We start from the raw sequence: 17,958 nt of genomic DNA, 5'->3' as shown, positions 1-17,958 counted from the left end.
TCGGTGAACTTTCTTCTCTCTTCAAAAAGGGTGCTGAAAAAAACTTTTTCAGCACCCTTATAAACTCCTATTGCACCTGTATTGGAAACGAAATTCTAAATGTCGCTCCCTTTCCAGGTAGTAATTCTATCGTTCCGTGATGATTTTTTACGATCCGTTGGACAATGGTTAAACCTAACCCAGTACCTGTTTCTTTTGTTGTATGAAATGGCTCAAATAGATCATCCCTATATTCGGGTGGAATACCAGGTCCAGAATCTTCAATATAAAGCTGATAATAATTGCCTGCCACTTTAGAATAGATATGAACAGTTCCTTTTTCACCGATTGCATCAAAACTATTTCGAAGCAAGTTATATAATACCTGCGTTATCTGTTTTGCATCTAAAAGAAGTGGTACCTTGATAAGATCTACATGAATGTAAACTTGTTGATCAGTAATTGCGTAATCATACAAAGGGAGAATGTCACTAACAATGTCTTCCAAGTACACTTTCTCTAATGTTGGGGTTACAGGCTTTGCAACTAGTAACATATCCCCGACAATAGAATCAATTCGTTTAATCTCCCTTAACAGTAAAGGAATTTGAAATTTGTGGTTGTCTTTATCGCCTAAGGATTCTTCAACGAGTGTCAAAAACCCTTTTATGACAGTAAGGGGGTTTCGTATTTCATGAGCTGCCCCCGCGGCTGATTGCCCCAAAACTGCAAGACTTTCACTTTCACCTATCCTTTTTTCAAGGTTTTCTGTATCCGTAACATCTAAGAAATAAATAATTCTTCCTATCAATTGATCGTATTGGTCAATAAGTTCCGTTTGTGACATCAAAAAAAGATAGTTCTTATCTCTGGAAGCATAATGAGTTTTCACTTGGTTGTATTTCTTTTTTGAAGAAACATTTCCCCAAAAATTTCTGTTCTCTTTGTCATGAGCTTCTGAATTATCGACTAAATATCCCTTTACTTCGGATGCATTTCTGTTCAATAGCTTTTCTGCAGAAAGATTTAAATCCACCGTCGTATTTTCGTCTTCTATTGTAATAATACCTACAGGCAGTGAGTTAAGTATTTGTTCCCGGTACATTTTGTCTTTAGATATTTCTTCATATAGGTGGTGATTTTTTCTAAAGATAATTGATAACAAAACAACAATAAACGTGAATATAAGGACTCCGAAAATGGGATTTTCATCTGTTAATATAACAGCTAAAATATACGAAAAAGCTAGAGTAATAAAATAATTTGAAAATGATTCTTTTATAAAACTTTTAATTACTGAACCAAACTTTTCTAAATATAAGAAATAAAAGTAACTCGATACTAGTATACTATTAAGAGTATAATATACAATTAGCGCAAATAAATAAGGATAAATCATTAATGGTTGAATAGGAGCTCCAACTTCTCCAGCAAACATGATAAAAACATAATAAGAAGCACTGATCATTAAAGAGTATACGGAAAGGTTGAAAGTATGTTTCCAAATCTTTATTTCACGTCGGATCAGTGCAAATAACATATTGCTTAAAAGCAATAAGAATAAAGTTTCTTCTATCCCAAAGATGAAAAGAGATGCCATGTAAAAAGCTGTATCTAATGAAACGCTACTACCTTTTGGTAATTTAGGTAAATAGAAGTAATTTGACAATATCAAAGCTACAACTAAAACCGAAAATAATACCCAATCACTTGGTATCATAGCGTAATCAGAATTAGTTAGAAATACACTTAATCCACATAAATGAACCATCAGCATAAATATTGTTCTTTTTTTATTAAATAAAAGACTATCCGCCATCCTCAATCACTCACTTGTTTTTTTATAGAAAATTCATTCTCACATAGTACTTTCAGTCTAGAATACATACTATATTAAATTACAGGAAAAAAATAGTATTTTTTTAATAGTTTTTATGTTTTTCAGGGCCGGTTCTCTGCTTCTTTTTTAAGTAATACGGTTACATATTGTAAAAAAGAGCAAAATAAAAACGCTTTGATAATATATCCGAGCGTTTTAGAGTGAAAAGTTTTATAAAAATATCTTTAGGTATCTATAGAACGGGATTTCTGTTTCCTGCATTATCTTTGAATGAAGCAGAGAACCGTCCCTTGCTTCCCCTATCAACCTGTGAAAAGCTGGGTCCATGCGTTTTTATAGTATCCTACACCAATATGCGTGAAGCTAGTGCTTAAAATATTTTTCCTATGACCAGCCGAATTCATCCAGGCCTTTACAACTGCTTCTGGAGTGCGTTGTCCTTTGGCTATGTTTTCGCCAGCAGTTCGGTATTGAACGCCATATGCATCTAGCATTTCAAAAGGAGAACCATGAGTTGGACTCGTATGATTAAAATAGTTGTTGTTAATCATGTCTTTAGACTTCGCTTCTGCAACGTTTTGTAATTCAGTTCTTATGGATAGTGGCTTCAATCCACGGTTTTCTCGTTCTACATTCACAAGTCTAACAACCTCGTATTCATATGTAGCATCTGCTGATTGTGTTTGGTTATTTTTATCCTCTATTAGTCGAATAACAGATCCCACTTGCATGTTACGCGCATCAACGTTAGGATTAATCCGTTGAAGTTCACGATAGTCTACACCGTAACGATTTGCAATATAAAAGAAACTATCACCTTTACTCACTTTGTATGCTTTAAATGGCGGTTCGTTAAAGTATTCATATGCACTTGCCGAACTTGCATAAATCCCTAGCGCTACTGTTGCCGATAAAACAGCACTAATATATTTATTGTATTTTTTCACGTTCTTCATCCCCTCGTTTAACTTAATTTATTTATAAGATTACGATATCGTAAGAGGCATGAGATAGTAACCCTCCAAATTATTCCACCACGATTAGAGGGACGGTTCTTTATTCTAACAGAGAATTCAAATGTTTCAAGGGAGAAGGGAGAGAAACCTTATGATTATTCGACAAGCGAAAGTGAATGACTGGAAAGGAATAGCTCGTGTTCATGTTGATTGTGTTCGCTCATCATATAAGAATATTTTACCACCCGATACTTTAGATAAGTTCACGTATAACACTAGAGAGCAACGATGGAAAAAAGATCTTCCGTCCTCGACAACTGGAGGAACGATGACCTATGTTGTGGAAGACGGTAATGGTACAATAGTTGGATTTTCTCTAGCTGGAACTATGAGGGATGCTCGGTTAAGAATAAAATATACTGGAGAGATATATGGGGTGTATGTGCATCCTGATGTTCAAGGAAAAGGATATGGCAGAAAACTTTTTGAATGTGCTATACAACATCTTACTTCTGTTCACTTCTCAACCATTGCTTTATGGACATTTAAAGATCTCCAATCAGGTGCTTTCTTCAAACATCTTGACGGCGAGCAGGTGTATGAAAAGTCAACTACCATCGGTGGAGAAAAATTGGAAGAGATCGCCTATGGTTGGGATAATTTAAAGCCTTTTTCCGTATTGACAGAGGATTTAAATTAAAAAAGGTAAAGCAAAGGGACGGTTCTCTGCTTCCTATGTTTATGAAGCAGAGAACCGTCCCCAGTGACACCTTTATGTGCCGCAAAATGTGCGGTAAGGACGATTGGATTCAGGTGGTGGGGAGGAAAATTTACCCTGTTCGGGTGTGTGTGCATAAGGATTTGAAAGCGCATCTAGAAGACGCTCCATCACGCTGTAATCCCCTTGTTCCACTGCAGCTTCCAGAGCTTCTTCTACCCTGTGGTTACGGGGGATTAGCGCAGGATTACTATTTTTCATCAACTCATCTGAAGAGGATTTGGATTCCTGCTGCTTGTCTCTTCTTGTTTGCCATTGCTCAAACCACGCAGTGAATTCTGAAGTCCCAAAAAGAGCCGTATCCTCCGTTTTATCAAAAGTTAATGCCAGGAAAGTATTTGTGTAATCAGCCTCATTTTTTTTCATCAAACTAAGAAGGTCTTCAATAAGAGATTCATCGTCTGCCTCTTCAGTAAATAACCCCAGTTTTTCCCTCATTCCTGCCAGCCAATAACCTCGATACAAATCCATGTATCCCGAAATCTCATCTTGGGCCAGTTTGAGTGCTTCTTCCTGATCGTCGTGCAACAGTGGTAATATAGTTTCAGCAAATCGGGCAAGATTCCATCCCGAAATAGGCGGCTGATTACCATAAGCGTAACGACCTTGCCTGTCAATGGAGCTGAAAACAGTTGCGGGATCATAGGTATTCATAAAAGCGCAAGGGCCATAATCAATCGTTTCTCCACTAATCGCCGCGTTGTCTGTGTTCATCACGCCATGAATAAACCCAACTTGCTGCCATTTAGCAATGAGCGCAGCCTGTCGTTCCATGATGGCGCGAAACAAGGAAAGATATCGATTTTCGTTATCCTTTACGTTTGGAAAATGGCGTTCTATTGTATACTCTGCCAGTGTACGGAGATCCTCAACAGTTCCCCATTTAGCAGCATATTGAAAAGTTCCAACGCGCAAATGACTGGCAGCGACACGGGTTAAAACGGCACCTGGCTGTTCTTGTTCCCGGAAGACCGATTCACCTGTTGTCACAACAGCCAGACTACGGGTAGTAGCAATACCTAGCTCGTGCATGGCTTCGCTCATGATGTACTCGCGTAGCATTGGACCAAGTCCCGCTCGACCATCGCCTCCTCGTGAATATGGTGTTCTGCCTGATCCTTTAAGTTGAATATCCACTCGTTCGTCTTGGGGAGTCATTTGCTCACCGAGTAATAGCGCTCGTCCATCCCCTAACATCGTAAAATTCTCAAATTGATGCCCTGCGTAGGCCTGAGCAAGAGGCAGAGCACCGTCAGGAATTCGGTTGCCAGCAAATACTGCTACTGCTTCTTCGCTTTCCAGTGCACCTGAATTCAGTCCAAGCGATGTACCCAACGAATGATTTAAAATAACCATTTCAGGTGAACTCACAGGGTTTAAGTCAATTTTAGAATAAAATGTTTCCGGCAAGTCTGCATAACTGTTATCTAAGTTCCACCCAGCTTCTTTAATTTCGTTATTTTTTGTCATCATATCCCCTTTTCTTCCTTTTTATTTTTCTATTGTACACATGATATAATATTTTTAGTAACAATCATAGGGACGGTTCTCTGCTTCCTACTTCCAACATACTGCGAATGAAGCAGAGAACCGTCCCCTATCTCCTACAGAAAGGATACGAAATTTATGGATACGATTATTTTTGATGTTGATGATACACTTTACGACCAACTAGTTCCTTTTAAGATTGCTCTTCGCAAATTACTGAAAAACTCTGTATCTGAACAATTACTTCATGAAATGTATGTATCGAGTAGAAAGCATAGTGATGCCTTGTTTGAAAAGAATCTATCGGGAGAAGTCTCCTTACTGGATATGCAGACCTACCGCATTACTGCAGCATGCCAAGAAAGTGGAATAAATATTAGTTTTCAGGAGGCAGTTGATTTTCAGGAGAATTATTTAGAGGAACAACATAGAATAATGTTATATAAGGATATAGAATTACTGCTGGATTTTTTGAACAGTAAAAATAAACAGATTGCTCTTTTAACAAATGGGGATAAAGAACATCAATCTATGAAAATTAAACAGCTAGGGTTGATAAATTGGATCCCAAAAGAACATCATTTTATCTCAAACGAAATAGGCTATGGGAAACCAAGTGAAGAAGTATTTCTACATATTGAAAAAAAGCTACAGTTAGAAAAATCCAAAACCGTTTATATCGGGGATTCCTTTGAAAATGATGTCGTTGGAGCCAAACAAGTTGGATGGCATTCGATTTGGATGAACCATCGTAAACGAGCGATGCCTGATATTGGTATTAAACCAGATCTCGTCTTTAGTAACACGAAAGAATTACTGGATAGCTTCCAAAAATAAACAGAGGGACGGTTCCGTGCTTCGTTCGAAGCACAGAACCGTCCCCTTGCTCTTATTCCATGGCCAGTTTTTTCTTGTGTGTTAAATTTACCTTGAATGCAATACCGAAAAAGGCCAGAGCGACAAAAATCATGCTGCTTGAAAGGAACGTATACATAAAACGAATGGATTCATTTCCGAATAAAATACCGATTCCATCCAGAAAAATCGGCGATGAAAATTGACCGAAAAATAACATACTTGTGACAATCGCCATCGCTTGTACGGTTTGCGATTTCGGAACTTGTCGCGAAACTTGGTCAAATACAGTAGGCAAAATCGAACCAAATCCAAATCCCATAAAACCAACACCCATGCCGATCAGCACTAAGTGATTGGAGACAGCAATAATGAAAAAACCGCTCCCCATTAGTAATAGTTGAATGGCTACAAAATATGTCTTGAATAACCGTTTAACTTTCCCTAAGAATATTCCCGCGAAGAAACCTGCGGCAGTTGCTATTGATATAACCATCCCCGCACTTTGCGAGTTTCCAATTCCTTCTTCTTGGATAAACAATGCCATATTCGTAGGAATCGAGTAAAATGCTAAGACAATAAAAAACATCGCAGCTCCATAAGCATAAAGTTTTTTAGGTAAAGGAGCTCTTGTCATGCCTGGCGTATCTTTTTCAGGCTTCGTGGTTGGCAAATAGAAAAACACAATGATTGCAGCAACAATGACTAAACTATAAACACTGAATGCCATTCTCCAGCTAATAGCTGCTAAAAAACCTGACATGAGAAACAAGGCAACTCCACCTAAGTTATTCGCCGCACTCACTTGCCCCATTGTCGTTGTTCTTTCTTCCCCGTCAAAAAAGTCAGCCACTAGTGCTGTGGATATTGGCATCAGTAATCCTACACCAATCCCTAAAATAGCGCGGCAAAGCAAGAGAAGTTCAATGCTTGAGGCAAAACCACCACCAAGCCCGCCAATGAGGTAAAAGAACATTCCGGCAAACAAAATATGTTTCTTCGAAAAACGTCTTGTTAAATGACTAGAAATAAAGATAAAAGGGATAATCATTACGGAAGGTAACGTTAATATAAATTTTATGGTTGTTTCACTTACATCAGGAAAAGCAAGTGCAATATCACCTAATGCAGGGGAAATTGCAGCTCCAGCCATCACTGTTAACAGCGAAACAGACAGAATTGCCATTTTTAAAAGTACTTTGTTCATCTAAACCCAACTTTCTATTTTACTCTTCATTCATCCAACTTGTTGTTAAATTTTTAGAAGCTATATTTTTAAGAACACGCTTTGTTATTGCCACATCTTCCTCTGTTATTCCTTCTGTCGCCTTCTCTAACGTATCGTTAACAAGATCCATTAATCGCTCTTGTTGCTCTTTTCCATTTTCCGTTAGAAAAATCCGTTTACACCGTGCATCAACAGGATCTTTCCTCCTATATATAAGCTCTCGATTCAACATATTTTGTATAAGCCGGGACATACTCGCTTGATCTTTTCCGGTTCGTTCTGCAAGTTCGAGTTGGCTGAGACCATCTTGATTCCATAGCTGAACCAACACTGTCCAATGCTCTGTCGTTGCATTAAAGCCATGTTCCGAAAATGTTCGTTGCACACTATTAGATAAAGATCGACCAGCCCTTCCAACAAGAAAACCAAGTGAATCCTCTAACCGATATTCAGACACTGAATCATCCCCTTTTTCACTTTACCTATCTTACAAGCAAAGTACTTGTTTATGCAAGTACTTTGCTTGTAAGGGACGGTTCTCTGCTTCCATTGAAGCAGAGAACCGTCCCCCTGATCACTTTTCTATGATAAATTCATCAATTTTTTCTCCTAAATGTCGTCCTGGCATGTCTTCCATGCATGCTATTCGATCGCCGACATTTAAATCAATAATGGAAGTGTCACCTTTTGATTCTTCAACTACGTGTACACTTGTTGATTTTTGAAGTGTAGCGGAAACGATAGAGTCCCCATTTTTGCATTCTACTCTTAAAAAAGGCCGTTTTTCAATTTTAACACGACCAACGGAAAGACTTTTATTGTCTTGTTCACCAGTAACCTCGATTTGATTTCCAGCATCCACTTCATGTAAATAAATTGATTTATCTTCCTGAAATAAATATTGATGGTAAGAACCGCAATTAATCCGAAACGGTCTTGGTGGATAGCCATCAGACTGGCGATTTTCCGATAGAACTTTGATATATCCATGTCCTGTATTTCCAACGTAAAGACCGTCATTTTGCTGAAGTACATCAATAAAATCAATACAAACGCGCATACCTTCTCCTATTTCTTTTATATCAATAACCTCAAGAAACACCTTTGACTGCTCTATTTCCATATGTACCTCCTATTTCAAAGGGACGGTTCTCTGCTTCCTTGTTTTCACGCAATAAAACGAAGCAGAGAACCGTCCCCCCGTTTACCTCCATTTCCCCCTATTATAACAAAAAATCTATGTCGATATTTTAAATCACTTCCCGTTCCCAATATCGGTGAGCTGAAATTGCTTGGATAAATCGGTCGGTATACGATTTTACCTCGCCACCGGAAATAACGCCTGGACTTGATTCCATATTATTATCCGTAAGCAGTTTCTCCCCATGATGAGTGGCACCTATTGGTTTGAAATGAGTAAATGCTTCCTTTGTAAAGTACGCTGCTTGCTTGTAAAAAGCAGAGTTTCCCTGACCGGCGCTAACAGCATACACAGCATCAAACAACACAGAGTCTGCGGTTAGGAAAGTGTGATCAACCTTTAACTCTTTTCCATCAGAGCCGGATATAACTCCCAGTTTTCCACTGACAATCTCGGGCTGTACCCCTTCTATTTTCAAAGCATCTAAAACCTGACTAACTTCTGCTCCATGAAAATCATTGTCAATGATAACTGCTACTTTACGCGTAGAAGGCTTTTTCTTCGTGTTTTCCTGACTTAAAGCAGGAGAAGTTTTCGTATCATTACTCTCTTCTCCTTGTGGAGGATTAGCACCAATTGCTTCAGCAACAGTTGTCGCAAGCTCCTTGCTGACATTGCCAAACATATCCACCACTTGTTGCTGAACGAACTCGCTTTTCACTTTACCAAGTTCAAAACTGAAGGCTTCCGTAATATGTTCTTTTTCTGCTTTACTCATACTGTTCCAAAATAGAGTAGCTTGAGAAAAATGATCTTTAAAACTTTCACTTCTAGCCCGCACTTTATGGCCTTCCGTCTTCTCTTGATAATGTGTATAACCACCTTTTTTTTCCGTTGCAAGTTCAGGTGTGTTAGCCGCGAGTGAGTTTTTATGATAACTTACAGGTCCTTTGTTAATCGTTTGACGACCGTATCCATCACGTTGGTTATTATGAAAAGGACAAACAGGACGATTAATCGGTAATTCATGAAAATTTGGGCCACCAAGTCGAATTAATTGGGTATCAGTATAAGAAAACAATCTTCCTTGTAATAACGGATCATTGGAAAAATCGATGCCTGGAACGACGTGCCCTGGATGGAAAGCAACTTGTTCTGTTTCAGCGAAAACATTATCGACATTACGGTTCAACGTCATTTTTCCAATAAGCTTGACCGGCACTTCCTCTTCAGGCCAAAGCTTCGTCGGGTCCAGAATATCAAAATCAAAGTTAAATTCATCTTCTTCCGAAAGAATTTGTACACCTAACTCATATTCTGGGTAATCCCCATTTTCAATCGCTTCCCAGAGATCACGACGGTGAAAATCAGGGTCTTTTCCATTAATTTTTTGGGCCTCATCCCAGACTACGGAATGCGTTCCTAGAAGTGGTTTCCAATGAAATTTAACAAAATGAGCCTTCCCTTCCTCATTCACAAAACGGAAAGTATGAACGCCGAATCCTTCCATCATCCGGAAACTTCTTGGAATTGCTCGATCCGACATCGCCCACATGACCATATGTGCCGATTCTTGATTATTCGCAATAAAATCCCAAAATGTGTCATGTGCAGAGGCGGCCTGTGGTATTTCATTATGTGGCTCTGGCTTTAATGCATGAACTAAATCCGGAAATTTTATAGCATCTTGGATAAAAAATACGGGGATATTATTTCCGACTAAGTCATAATTTCCTTCTTCTGTGTAAAACTTCGTAGAAAACCCGCGAGCGTCCCTGGCCAACTCACCCGATCCGCGTGAACCTGCGACGGTTGAAAAACGAACGAATACAGGTGTTTTTTTAGAAGGGTCCTGTAAAAACCCTGCTTTTGTGTATTTGTTCATTGACTCATACACTTGAAATTCACCATGTGCTGCAAAACCACGTGCATGGACAATCCGTTCGGGGATTCTCTCATGATCAAAATGGGTCATTTTCTCACGGAAATGAAAGTCTTCCATTAAAGTCGGACCTCGTTCGCCAGCCTTTAAAGAAAACTCATCCTCCGACACTTTTAAGCCTTGGTTTGTTGTTAGTTTCTTTCCTTGATCGTCTGTTGTAAACTTGTCCAACTGTTCCTTTTTACTGTTGCTGCCATTCACTTTGTGATCATCACTCATTCCATTTCTTCCTCCCTTTTAAATCATATGAATTCAACATAAAGAATTTATACCCAATTTAAAATGAGGACAAACCTGGAAACAAGGGGACGGTTCTCTGCTTCCAAAGCAGAGAACCGTCCCCTTGCAACAAAAAAAGCACCTGGTTAGGTGCTTTTTTCTACATCAACTGCATGGTTGTAATGCAAGTATTATCATTATCAAAAGTGGATATTTCAGATTCCACCCTTTTTCCGTCGTGCTCAATCACTGTGCGATACGTTTTGTCTCGCGGTAACCACAAATCAATAAATCCATTAGATTGAGATGTCAATGCTTCGTTAACAATCTCGTTGCCTTCCATGTCCTCAATATAAACGTTAAATTCTTCTTCGATCAACTCTCCTTGACAACCTGTCAAGTTATGGACAGCTCAAGGATGTGTTTCTTCCACATAAGGTGCAATGGAAACGAAAAATTCATCTTCGGGCAGGTCATAGGTGATCTCACCTTTCTCACTGTCACTTACAATGAGTTGTTGTGATGTGATGGATGCAGAAAGGCTTTTTTTGTTTCCTGCACTATAGTCGTGAACCAGTTCCTGAATATTTTTTGCTTCTTTATCTTCTGCCTGCTCATTAATTCCTGTATTTCCTACTAATATATATCCTACAACAGCGATCAATCCAATTATCAGAAAAAGATATCTCTTCATGTATATTTCTCTCCTTGTCCATTCAAAGTTCGTTTCTCATTAACTTATTTTTAAATGGAAATTATTTCTCAAAGTAATCATTGCTCTTATAGTATAGGTGATAATATTCACAATGTCTAAACTTATTTACTTGCTTTCTCGACTCAGTTTTTGGACGATTTCTTGTGCAAAATGACCTAGTTTACCATTGGAATAGGCTCTAATGACTTCAGGAACAATGGAACGCAATGCCTGCTCTTTGTATTTATCCGCCAATCCTTCTTCATCCATTTTTAGCTCAACTTCTCTCGCTGCCTTTATAGCTTGATAGGTGGCCAACTTGTTTACCTTCTCTACGATTGATTCATCCGCTGCTTCCACCTGACCTAGCTTGGAAAACCGTTTCATCACTTCACAGAACTCTTGGTTTCCCATGTCATTTTCTTCCATAATAAAAAGTCCGTCTCCGTATCTCTTCAAACTTTCAGAATGACCTAGAAATTTGATACCTAGCCATGTAAGGTGTGGATATTGTAGATTAAGCTTCTCCGTAGGTAAGCTTGTCGCCATATTGATTAAAACAGGTCTGTGCACCGTCAAACCAGTAGCTAAATACTTATTAATAAAAGAACTAATTGCACTCGCCGGGAGTGCTAAGATTAGGTGATCCAAAGATGCTAGATCGTCTTTTTGCAGTTTCCAAGTGTATGAATATTGCTTTTCTATTAATTCGGTTTTGTCCGTATCCGGATGAAAAACTCCTGTCAGCATCTGAAATTGCTCAAACTGAGTTAAGATCGCTGTGCCCAGCTTCCCAATTCCAACAATCCCCCATTTCGTTTCCTCCATAAAATTCACTCCCTTTTTATGCAAATAAGGGGACGGTTCTCTGCTTCCGAAGCAGAGAACCGTCCCTCCGTTTACCTTCTATGAAACTATTATACATTATTTCCTAAAAAATTTTCTTATCCTAAACGATAAACGAATTAGCACTTTTCCGCTTCGGGGGCAAATAAACTATCTAATGAAGAATGAAGCTAAAGAGTTGTCTTCCGAAGAATTTATTATTGTAATTATGAGTGTCAATGCGATGGAAAACGCAAAAAGGAGCAGCTGCTCATGGGGCTTGAGCAAAATAAAAAGGTGATCATCTCATTGGAAATTTGCAATCCCGGGTTTATTAATCATCTAATATCACCTAGGATTTTTCTTACTCTCAATACTTTCAATGGTTTCCCCGCCCAACGTACTATACAATCTACTCTTTGGTTCATGGATTGTTTGAGAAGGCCAAAGCCCATGGTGACCTGAAAAGATATAACTTACAATACACGCAACAAAAAAGTACTCCACTCCTTTTCCATCAAACAACTCAACAGCCAGGAGAAAAGCAGCTATTGGTGTATTTGCACCGCCACAGAAAACTGCGACAAGCCCTATTGCTGCTAGGAAAGACATTGGTAAATCGATCATGTTTGACAATGTATTGCCCAAGGTTGCCCCCATAAAAAATAAAGGGATTGCTTCCCCACCGACGAAACCGGTGCCTAATGTTATCGCAGTAAAAATAAGCTTTGCTAGAAATGCAAATGGAGGAACATCCTCTGTAAAGGAATGTTCAAGCATTTCTAACCCTCGACCATTGTAATCCTGTGTTCCGACGATTAAAGTTAATCCTACAATGAGGAGACCTCCAACAAACGCTCTTTTCATATGATTTTTATGGAAGAATTTTTCTGTGAACTTTTGGATGCCATGTCTCAACTGGCAGTAAATAACACTTAATAAACTAAAAATTAATACCGCCAAAATAACCTTGGCGAATGTCCACGCAGAAAGACTCGGTACAGTTTCGATGATGAATTCTTCATGCTTTATTCTCCATACTGCTGTGGCTAAAAAATGAGCGCTGTAACTTGAAACGAGACAAGGTACCAGTGCTTCGTATTTCATTTTCCCTAAAGCAGTGAGTTCCATTCCAAAAACAGCCCCGGTTATCGGCGTTCCAAAAGCTGCACCGAAACCAGCGCTAATTCCAGTCATTAGAAAAATTTTTGTGTCTAGTAGATTTACTTTAAAAAACTGGTTGAGAGCTTGAGCAACACTTCCACCCATTTGTACGGCTGCCCCTTCTCTTCCGGTTGACCCGCCAAATAACACAGTTATAAAAGTGCCCAAATAGACGATCGGACCCATTCTCCTTAATACCCCGGCTTTCCCATGCACTCCATCTATCACAAGATTGTTGCCTTTCGCGGAATCAACGCTTTCCTTCTTGCCGTAATTCATATAAAGAAAGCCTACAGCGATGCCTGCAAGAGGAAGAAAATAGATTAACCAAAAATGGTTCATTCTAATGTCATCACCAAGAAAATCATTCGTTTTTAACAAGAAGCTAGTCAAGGAACCAACGACTATACCAATAACCCCTCCAAAAAATATCCACTTGAATAGAGTTACAGCAAACTTTTTAATTTTCACATTCATGCAAGACTCCTCATTTCAAATAATCTGGAGGTTCTTCCTCGTGTTTATTTTTGGTTACCTCCATAAAAATATCATTTGATTCATAAGCTTTCGTTTGATTTTCAGTGAAAGACTGGGAAGCGTTTGACTGCATCATCATCATCAATTTTTGAATATCTTCTTTGGTAGAATATTGCTTTTCAGGCTTTAGCATAAAGCCTAACTGACCATTCGATTCGATCGTCGCCCATTGTAAATCGCTGATCCTTTGCACACTTTGCTGTCTCAATCGCACCTCAAGCATATCCACTGATAAACGTAACTTTCTTAAGTTTTTTACATTTATTTGACCGTTTTCAACGACTAAGACTGCTTTGCTGTATATAAACCCTTCAAGGTTGTCAAATTTCAACACAATATATTCAATGAAAATTAATGTAAGTACAAGTAAAAGTGTAATCACCATCGTAATCCAAATATTTCTGTCGCCAACTGGCTGAATAATTAATGAACCAACAGCTACCATCATCACTGTCTGAGCAACCGTCAGTTGAGAAATTGATTTTCTTCCCGCCAATCGCAAAATAAGTACCCCGCCAATAACAATGACCACGGCTTTCCATATAAAGTGTAAATCCAAGTCGCTTCACTCCTTCGACACTTTTCTACGTCTATTCTTAAAATATGTAATGAATCTTATCGATATATGTAGGATGGCTCATTGTTCCAAGTATTATGAAAGGAATTTTGGGGACGGTTCTCTGCTTCCTTGAAACGCAAAAAGAAGCAGAGAACCGTCCCCTGCTCCTTACTTTAAACTGTGATGACCTTTTTTGTATTTGCTGATTCCAGCAAGGCTAACACGACTTTCAACGATAATAATGCGTCTTCTCCTGTCACTTGCGGAGGTTGATCAAGACGAACGCAATCTACAAAAGCATCGATCACACCCGTGTTTGTTTGATTAGCATTTGTCATCACGGTTTCTAACTTATACTTCACTTCTTCTCCCGTTTGTGTGATTACCTCCAGTTGAAATTCCGGATCGTGATAGATTTTTAGCACTCCTTTTTCACAATATATGAAGGTACTATTATCTTCTTCGCCATAATACGTCCACGAGAAGGAGGCAGTCCCTATCCGTCCTTTTTTTGTTTTCAAGCTGCAAACCAGGTTATCACACACTTCAATCGATTCACCATGTTCATCTACCTTATCAAGTGCTCCTTGAAAAGCACTCACCTCTTGAATTTCATCGTCGAGCAAATAATGAAGTATATCAATCTTATGTGTACCCAAATCCCCTGCTACTCCTAAACCGGATCGATCCTTTTTGAAAAACCACGTATTGTTTGATTTATTCACTCCCCAGAATTCAGGACCAGAATGACCAAAAGTTGTTTTAAATGTTAATACCTTACCAAGACTTTCACTCAAAATAATTTCTTTCGCTTTTTGATGAGCGGGTGTAAAACGTTGATTATGATCAATCATTAATTTTTTCTGAGATTTCTTTTGCGCTTCAACTATTTTACCTGCACCTTCAAGTGTTAAAGCAATTGGTTTTTCGCACAAGACATGCTTTCCAGCTAATAACGCTTCGGTTGAAAAAATTTCATGTGATTCGTTGGAAGAGCAATCACTCACTAAATCTACCGAGGCGTCTTGCAATATCTCTTCTGCTGATTGGACAACAGAACCTCCGAATTGTTCTGCTAAAGCTTTTGCTCTTTCTGGATTCCGATCAAAAAACACGAGTTCACTTACATATGGATTCGCCTGATATTCTGGACCATGGCGAAACTTTGTAATCGAACCACAACCGATAATACCTACCTTTAATCCCAAATTAATACCCTCCTACTCGCGCTTTTGAAAGACAACAGCGACGATAATGATTAGACCTTTAACAAATCCTTGAAGGTGCGGAGAAACGTTCATAAGGTTCATCATGTTATTCAAAATACCTAAAATTAACACGCCGAATAAAGTGCCGATTATTTTCCCGCGCCCACCAGTCATTCGCGTGCCGCCAATAATTACAGCAGCAATCGCATCGAGTTCATATGCCTGACCGGAACTGGATGAAGAAATGGAGTTGAGCCGTGATGTCTCAATAATTGCTGCCAAACTGACTAATAGTCCCGCCAGGCTATATACACCAATTTTTACTCGGTCCACGCGAATGGTTGACAATAACGCTGCTTTTTCATTACTACCAAGCTGCTGCCATCATGCCCAGCGTGGCAATAAAAGATGCAATTTTCCCTTTGGCTACCATCAAACCATTAAGACAACCAGCTAAAGCACCAACAGAAAAAGCAACGATAACAGCTACAATAATGCTGCCTGATGCATTTAAAGCTAACACAGTCACTACCCCAACGAAAGCCAGGACAGAACCAACGGATAAATCAATACCACCTGACAGCATGACAACCGTCATGCCTAACGCGATAATTCCAATAATGGACACCTGCATTAATATATTTATTTGGTTATTCATTTCTATAAAACGTGGATTCATAATTGCTGCAACAACATAGATTAATAAAAATGCAATCACAACACTGTACTCCGACCATAACCATGAAAGCCTGCTCGTCTTTATTTTAGACTGTGATTTCGGTTGCTGATCACCATGTTTTAGTTCTGGATTAGCCAATGATTTCTGCCTCCTTCTTTGCGCCCGTTGCATAGCCCATAATCTCGTCTTCGCTAGCATCCTCTCGCTTAAATCTGGCAATGATCTCACCGTGATACATCACATTGATATTGTGACAAATTCTAAGAACTTCCGGAGCCTCCGAGGACAGAATAATGATGGCTTTTCCTTGTTCGGCCAATTGAACAATGTGCTCGTATATCTCTGTCTTTGCCCCAACATCTATTCCTTGCGTTGGATTATCAAAAATGATCACATTTGCATTAACCTCTAACCACTTCGCAATAACGACCTTTTGTTGATTACCACCGCTTAACTTGTCGATCGTCACATTAGGATCGTGTACTTTTATATTTAATTGATCCTTGTAATGCTGAAACCTGTCTTTTTCCGTTTTTTCATGAATAAAGCCCTTTTTTTCAAAATGCCCCATGGAAGATAAACTCATATTATGAATCACACTTAAATCTTTGATAATAGCATTTTCTTTTCTATCCTTTGGTACAAGTCCGATGCCCGCTTTTAATGCTTTTTTAGGATGATTTATTTTAACTACTTCATTATTCACTTTAATTTCACCGGTGTAGTTTTTCCGAAAACCAAAAATACTTTCAAACAGCTCCGATCGACCATCTCCTGCTAGTCCTGTAAAGCCAAGTATTTCCCCTTGATGGAGTGTAAAATCAATCTGCTTAAATAAACCTGGACTTGATAAATTTTTCACTTCTAATATTTTCGCACCTAATTCATGTTCTTGATAAAGACGCTTGTCTGAAACAGATTTTCCTACCATCAGTTTTGTTATAGTTTCCAAGCTTCCTTCTTTTACTTTTCCGCTCCCTACCATTTCACCATCACGCAAAATGGTATAACTGTCACATACTGCTTGAATTTCCTTTAACTTATGGGAAATATAAATAATAGAGACACCTGACTCCTTAAGTTTTCTCATTAAATCAAATAGTCGTTCGACCTCATGCTCCGCTAAAGCTGATGTCGGTTCATCCATAATGATAATTGATGAATTGTGCAATAGAGCTTTGGCTATTTCAATTAATTGTTTATACGACGTATCTAAATTTCGGACATATTCTTTTGGATCAATATCCACACCTAATTTAGTCATAATTTCGGTTGTTTTATCACACATGTCGCGTACATTTAAAAAGCCAAACTTGTTGCGAAGCTCAACTCCCAAAAACATATTTTCATATATTGCCAGATCTGCTACCACATTAAGTTCCTGGTGGATAAAACTAATGCCATTACTCTGTGCTAATCTTGGGTTCAACATTTTCACTTCTTTTCCATTAAGGTAAATCGAGCCCTCATCAGGTTGCAAAACCCCGCCAAGTATATTCATCAAAGTAGATTTACCGGCACCATTTTCTCCTAATAAAGCGTGAACTTCTCCCTGTTCTACACATAACTTAACATCCTTTAAAACAGTTACACGATTAAAAGACTTGTTTATATTCGTCATCGTTAATAATGAATGTTCAGACATATAATCGCCCCTTATTTAAGAAAAACGCAAAGCGTCTTTTATTAAAGACAGCGTGATCTTTAAAACCAGCCCCGAGTAGCACCTACGTAGTGAGTGTAGGTGCTACTCGAAAGGAGGCGAACTTCCCTTGAAGCGTGGCGTAAAGATAGCTGTCAACTTATAAATTCTTACCTTATAAGAAAAGGAAATACAATAAGCTATGGTTCAATTATTGTATTTCC

At 38.7% G+C, this 17,958-nt stretch carries 15 protein-coding genes and 1 pseudogene; 2 read left to right on the top strand and 14 right to left on the bottom strand.

Going from position 1 to position 17,958, the window contains the following annotated elements:
• Positions 1-67: 67 nt before the first annotated feature.
• Entirely contained in the window at positions 68-1,798 is a 1,731-nt protein-coding gene (locus tag CEF18_RS07550) for a two-component system sensor histidine kinase NtrB (protein WP_110935897.1), read from the bottom strand.
• A 323-nt stretch (positions 1,799-2,121) separates the two neighbouring features.
• Positions 2,122-2,766, bottom strand: a complete 645-nt coding sequence (locus tag CEF18_RS07545; protein WP_223292266.1) for a CAP domain-containing protein — start codon at positions 2,764-2,766, stop codon at positions 2,122-2,124.
• Between the two features lie 160 nt (positions 2,767-2,926).
• Between CEF18_RS07545 and CEF18_RS07540 the strand changes: the two genes are divergently transcribed.
• The gene (locus CEF18_RS07540; RefSeq protein ID WP_183041120.1) at positions 2,927-3,475 is read left to right on the top strand and encodes a GNAT family N-acetyltransferase; all 549 of its coding nucleotides are present in this window, start codon (positions 2,927-2,929) and stop codon (positions 3,473-3,475) included.
• Positions 3,476-3,547: 72 nt separating this feature from the next.
• On the opposite strand, the gene CEF18_RS07535 is transcribed toward CEF18_RS07540, so the two are convergent.
• Positions 3,548-5,023, bottom strand: coding sequence for a protein adenylyltransferase SelO (locus CEF18_RS07535; protein ID WP_110937620.1), 1,476 nt, complete (start codon positions 5,021-5,023; stop codon positions 3,548-3,550).
• Positions 5,024-5,179: 156 nt separating this feature from the next.
• Between CEF18_RS07535 and CEF18_RS07530 the strand changes: the two genes are divergently transcribed.
• Positions 5,180-5,878, top strand: a complete 699-nt coding sequence (locus CEF18_RS07530; protein ID WP_110935894.1) for an HAD family hydrolase — start codon at positions 5,180-5,182, stop codon at positions 5,876-5,878.
• Between the two features lie 52 nt (positions 5,879-5,930).
• Here the strand turns inward: CEF18_RS07530 and CEF18_RS07525 are convergent, their stop codons facing one another.
• The 11 genes and pseudogenes from CEF18_RS07525 to CEF18_RS07470 all read right to left on the bottom strand — a co-directional run bounded on the left by CEF18_RS07525 (position 5,931) and on the right by CEF18_RS07470 (position 17,737).
• On the bottom strand, positions 5,931-7,103 hold the full coding sequence (locus tag CEF18_RS07525) for an MFS transporter (protein WP_110935893.1): 1,173 nt from the start codon (positions 7,101-7,103) through the stop codon (positions 5,931-5,933).
• A gap of 19 nt (positions 7,104-7,122) precedes the next feature.
• Positions 7,123-7,581, bottom strand: coding sequence for a MarR family winged helix-turn-helix transcriptional regulator (locus CEF18_RS07520; protein ID WP_110935892.1), 459 nt, complete (start codon positions 7,579-7,581; stop codon positions 7,123-7,125).
• 117 nt (positions 7,582-7,698) lie between these two features.
• Complete coding sequence (locus CEF18_RS07515; protein WP_110935891.1) at positions 7,699-8,247, bottom strand: 3-dehydroquinate synthase II domain-containing protein; 549 nt, start codon at positions 8,245-8,247, stop codon at positions 7,699-7,701.
• 127 nt (positions 8,248-8,374) lie between these two features.
• Positions 8,375-10,426, bottom strand: a complete 2,052-nt coding sequence (locus CEF18_RS07510; protein WP_110935890.1) for a catalase — start codon at positions 10,424-10,426, stop codon at positions 8,375-8,377.
• Between the two features lie 160 nt (positions 10,427-10,586).
• On the bottom strand, positions 10,587-11,120 hold the full coding sequence (locus tag CEF18_RS25810) for a CueP family metal-binding protein (protein WP_183041119.1): 534 nt from the start codon (positions 11,118-11,120) through the stop codon (positions 10,587-10,589).
• 126 nt (positions 11,121-11,246) lie between these two features.
• On the bottom strand, positions 11,247-11,948 hold the full coding sequence (locus tag CEF18_RS07495) for a Rossmann-fold NAD(P)-binding domain-containing protein (RefSeq protein WP_110935887.1): 702 nt from the start codon (positions 11,946-11,948) through the stop codon (positions 11,247-11,249).
• A 345-nt stretch (positions 11,949-12,293) separates the two neighbouring features.
• A complete protein-coding gene (locus CEF18_RS07490; protein ID WP_110935886.1) occupies positions 12,294-13,586 on the bottom strand; it encodes a voltage-gated chloride channel family protein in 1,293 nt (430 codons plus the stop codon).
• 10 nt (positions 13,587-13,596) lie between these two features.
• Positions 13,597-14,205 (bottom strand): DUF421 domain-containing protein, encoded by a 609-nt coding sequence (locus tag CEF18_RS07485; RefSeq protein ID WP_110935885.1) that lies wholly within the window; start codon positions 14,203-14,205, stop codon positions 13,597-13,599.
• A gap of 173 nt (positions 14,206-14,378) precedes the next feature.
• Entirely contained in the window at positions 14,379-15,413 is a 1,035-nt protein-coding gene (locus tag CEF18_RS07480) for a Gfo/Idh/MocA family protein (RefSeq protein ID WP_110935884.1), read from the bottom strand.
• Between the two features lie 12 nt (positions 15,414-15,425).
• Positions 15,426-16,230: pseudogene (locus CEF18_RS27135) on the bottom strand (ABC transporter permease).
• Positions 16,223-17,737, bottom strand: coding sequence for a sugar ABC transporter ATP-binding protein (locus CEF18_RS07470; protein ID WP_110935883.1), 1,515 nt, complete (start codon positions 17,735-17,737; stop codon positions 16,223-16,225). The pseudogene CEF18_RS27135 and the gene CEF18_RS07470 overlap by 8 nt, the downstream one beginning before the upstream one ends.
• Between the last annotated feature and the right edge of the window lie 221 nt (positions 17,738-17,958).

It is taken from the genome of Salipaludibacillus neizhouensis (genome assembly GCF_002886185.1).
Classification (GTDB): Bacteria; Bacillota; Bacilli; order Bacillales; family Salisediminibacteriaceae; genus Salipaludibacillus; species Salipaludibacillus neizhouensis.
Note: the sequence above shows the minus strand (reverse complement) of the source record. Positions and strands in the feature narration are given on the sequence as shown.

What these genes read in the sequence shown, in the direction of transcription:
- CEF18_RS07550 (WP_110935897.1), bottom strand. Translation starts at nt 1,798, where the DNA reads ATGGCGGATAGTCTTTTATTTAATAAAAAAAGAACAATATTTATGCTG.
- CEF18_RS07540 (WP_183041120.1), top strand. Translation starts at nt 2,927, where the DNA reads ATGATTATTCGACAAGCGAAAGTGAATGACTGGAAAGGAATAGCTCGT.
- CEF18_RS07535 (WP_110937620.1), bottom strand. Translation starts at nt 5,023, where the DNA reads ATGACAAAAAATAACGAAATTAAAGAAGCTGGGTGGAACTTAGATAAC.
- CEF18_RS07530 (WP_110935894.1), top strand. Translation starts at nt 5,180, where the DNA reads ATGGATACGATTATTTTTGATGTTGATGATACACTTTACGACCAACTA.
- CEF18_RS07525 (WP_110935893.1), bottom strand. Translation starts at nt 7,103, where the DNA reads ATGAACAAAGTACTTTTAAAAATGGCAATTCTGTCTGTTTCGCTGTTA.
- CEF18_RS07515 (WP_110935891.1), bottom strand. Translation starts at nt 8,247, where the DNA reads ATGGAAATAGAGCAGTCAAAGGTGTTTCTTGAGGTTATTGATATAAAA.
- CEF18_RS07510 (WP_110935890.1), bottom strand. Translation starts at nt 10,426, where the DNA reads ATGAGTGATGATCACAAAGTGAATGGCAGCAACAGTAAAAAGGAACAG.
- CEF18_RS07495 (WP_110935887.1), bottom strand. Translation starts at nt 11,948, where the DNA reads ATGGAGGAAACGAAATGGGGGATTGTTGGAATTGGGAAGCTGGGCACA.
- CEF18_RS07490 (WP_110935886.1), bottom strand. Translation starts at nt 13,586, where the DNA reads ATGAATGTGAAAATTAAAAAGTTTGCTGTAACTCTATTCAAGTGGATA.
- CEF18_RS07470 (WP_110935883.1), bottom strand. Translation starts at nt 17,737, where the DNA reads ATGTCTGAACATTCATTATTAACGATGACGAATATAAACAAGTCTTTT.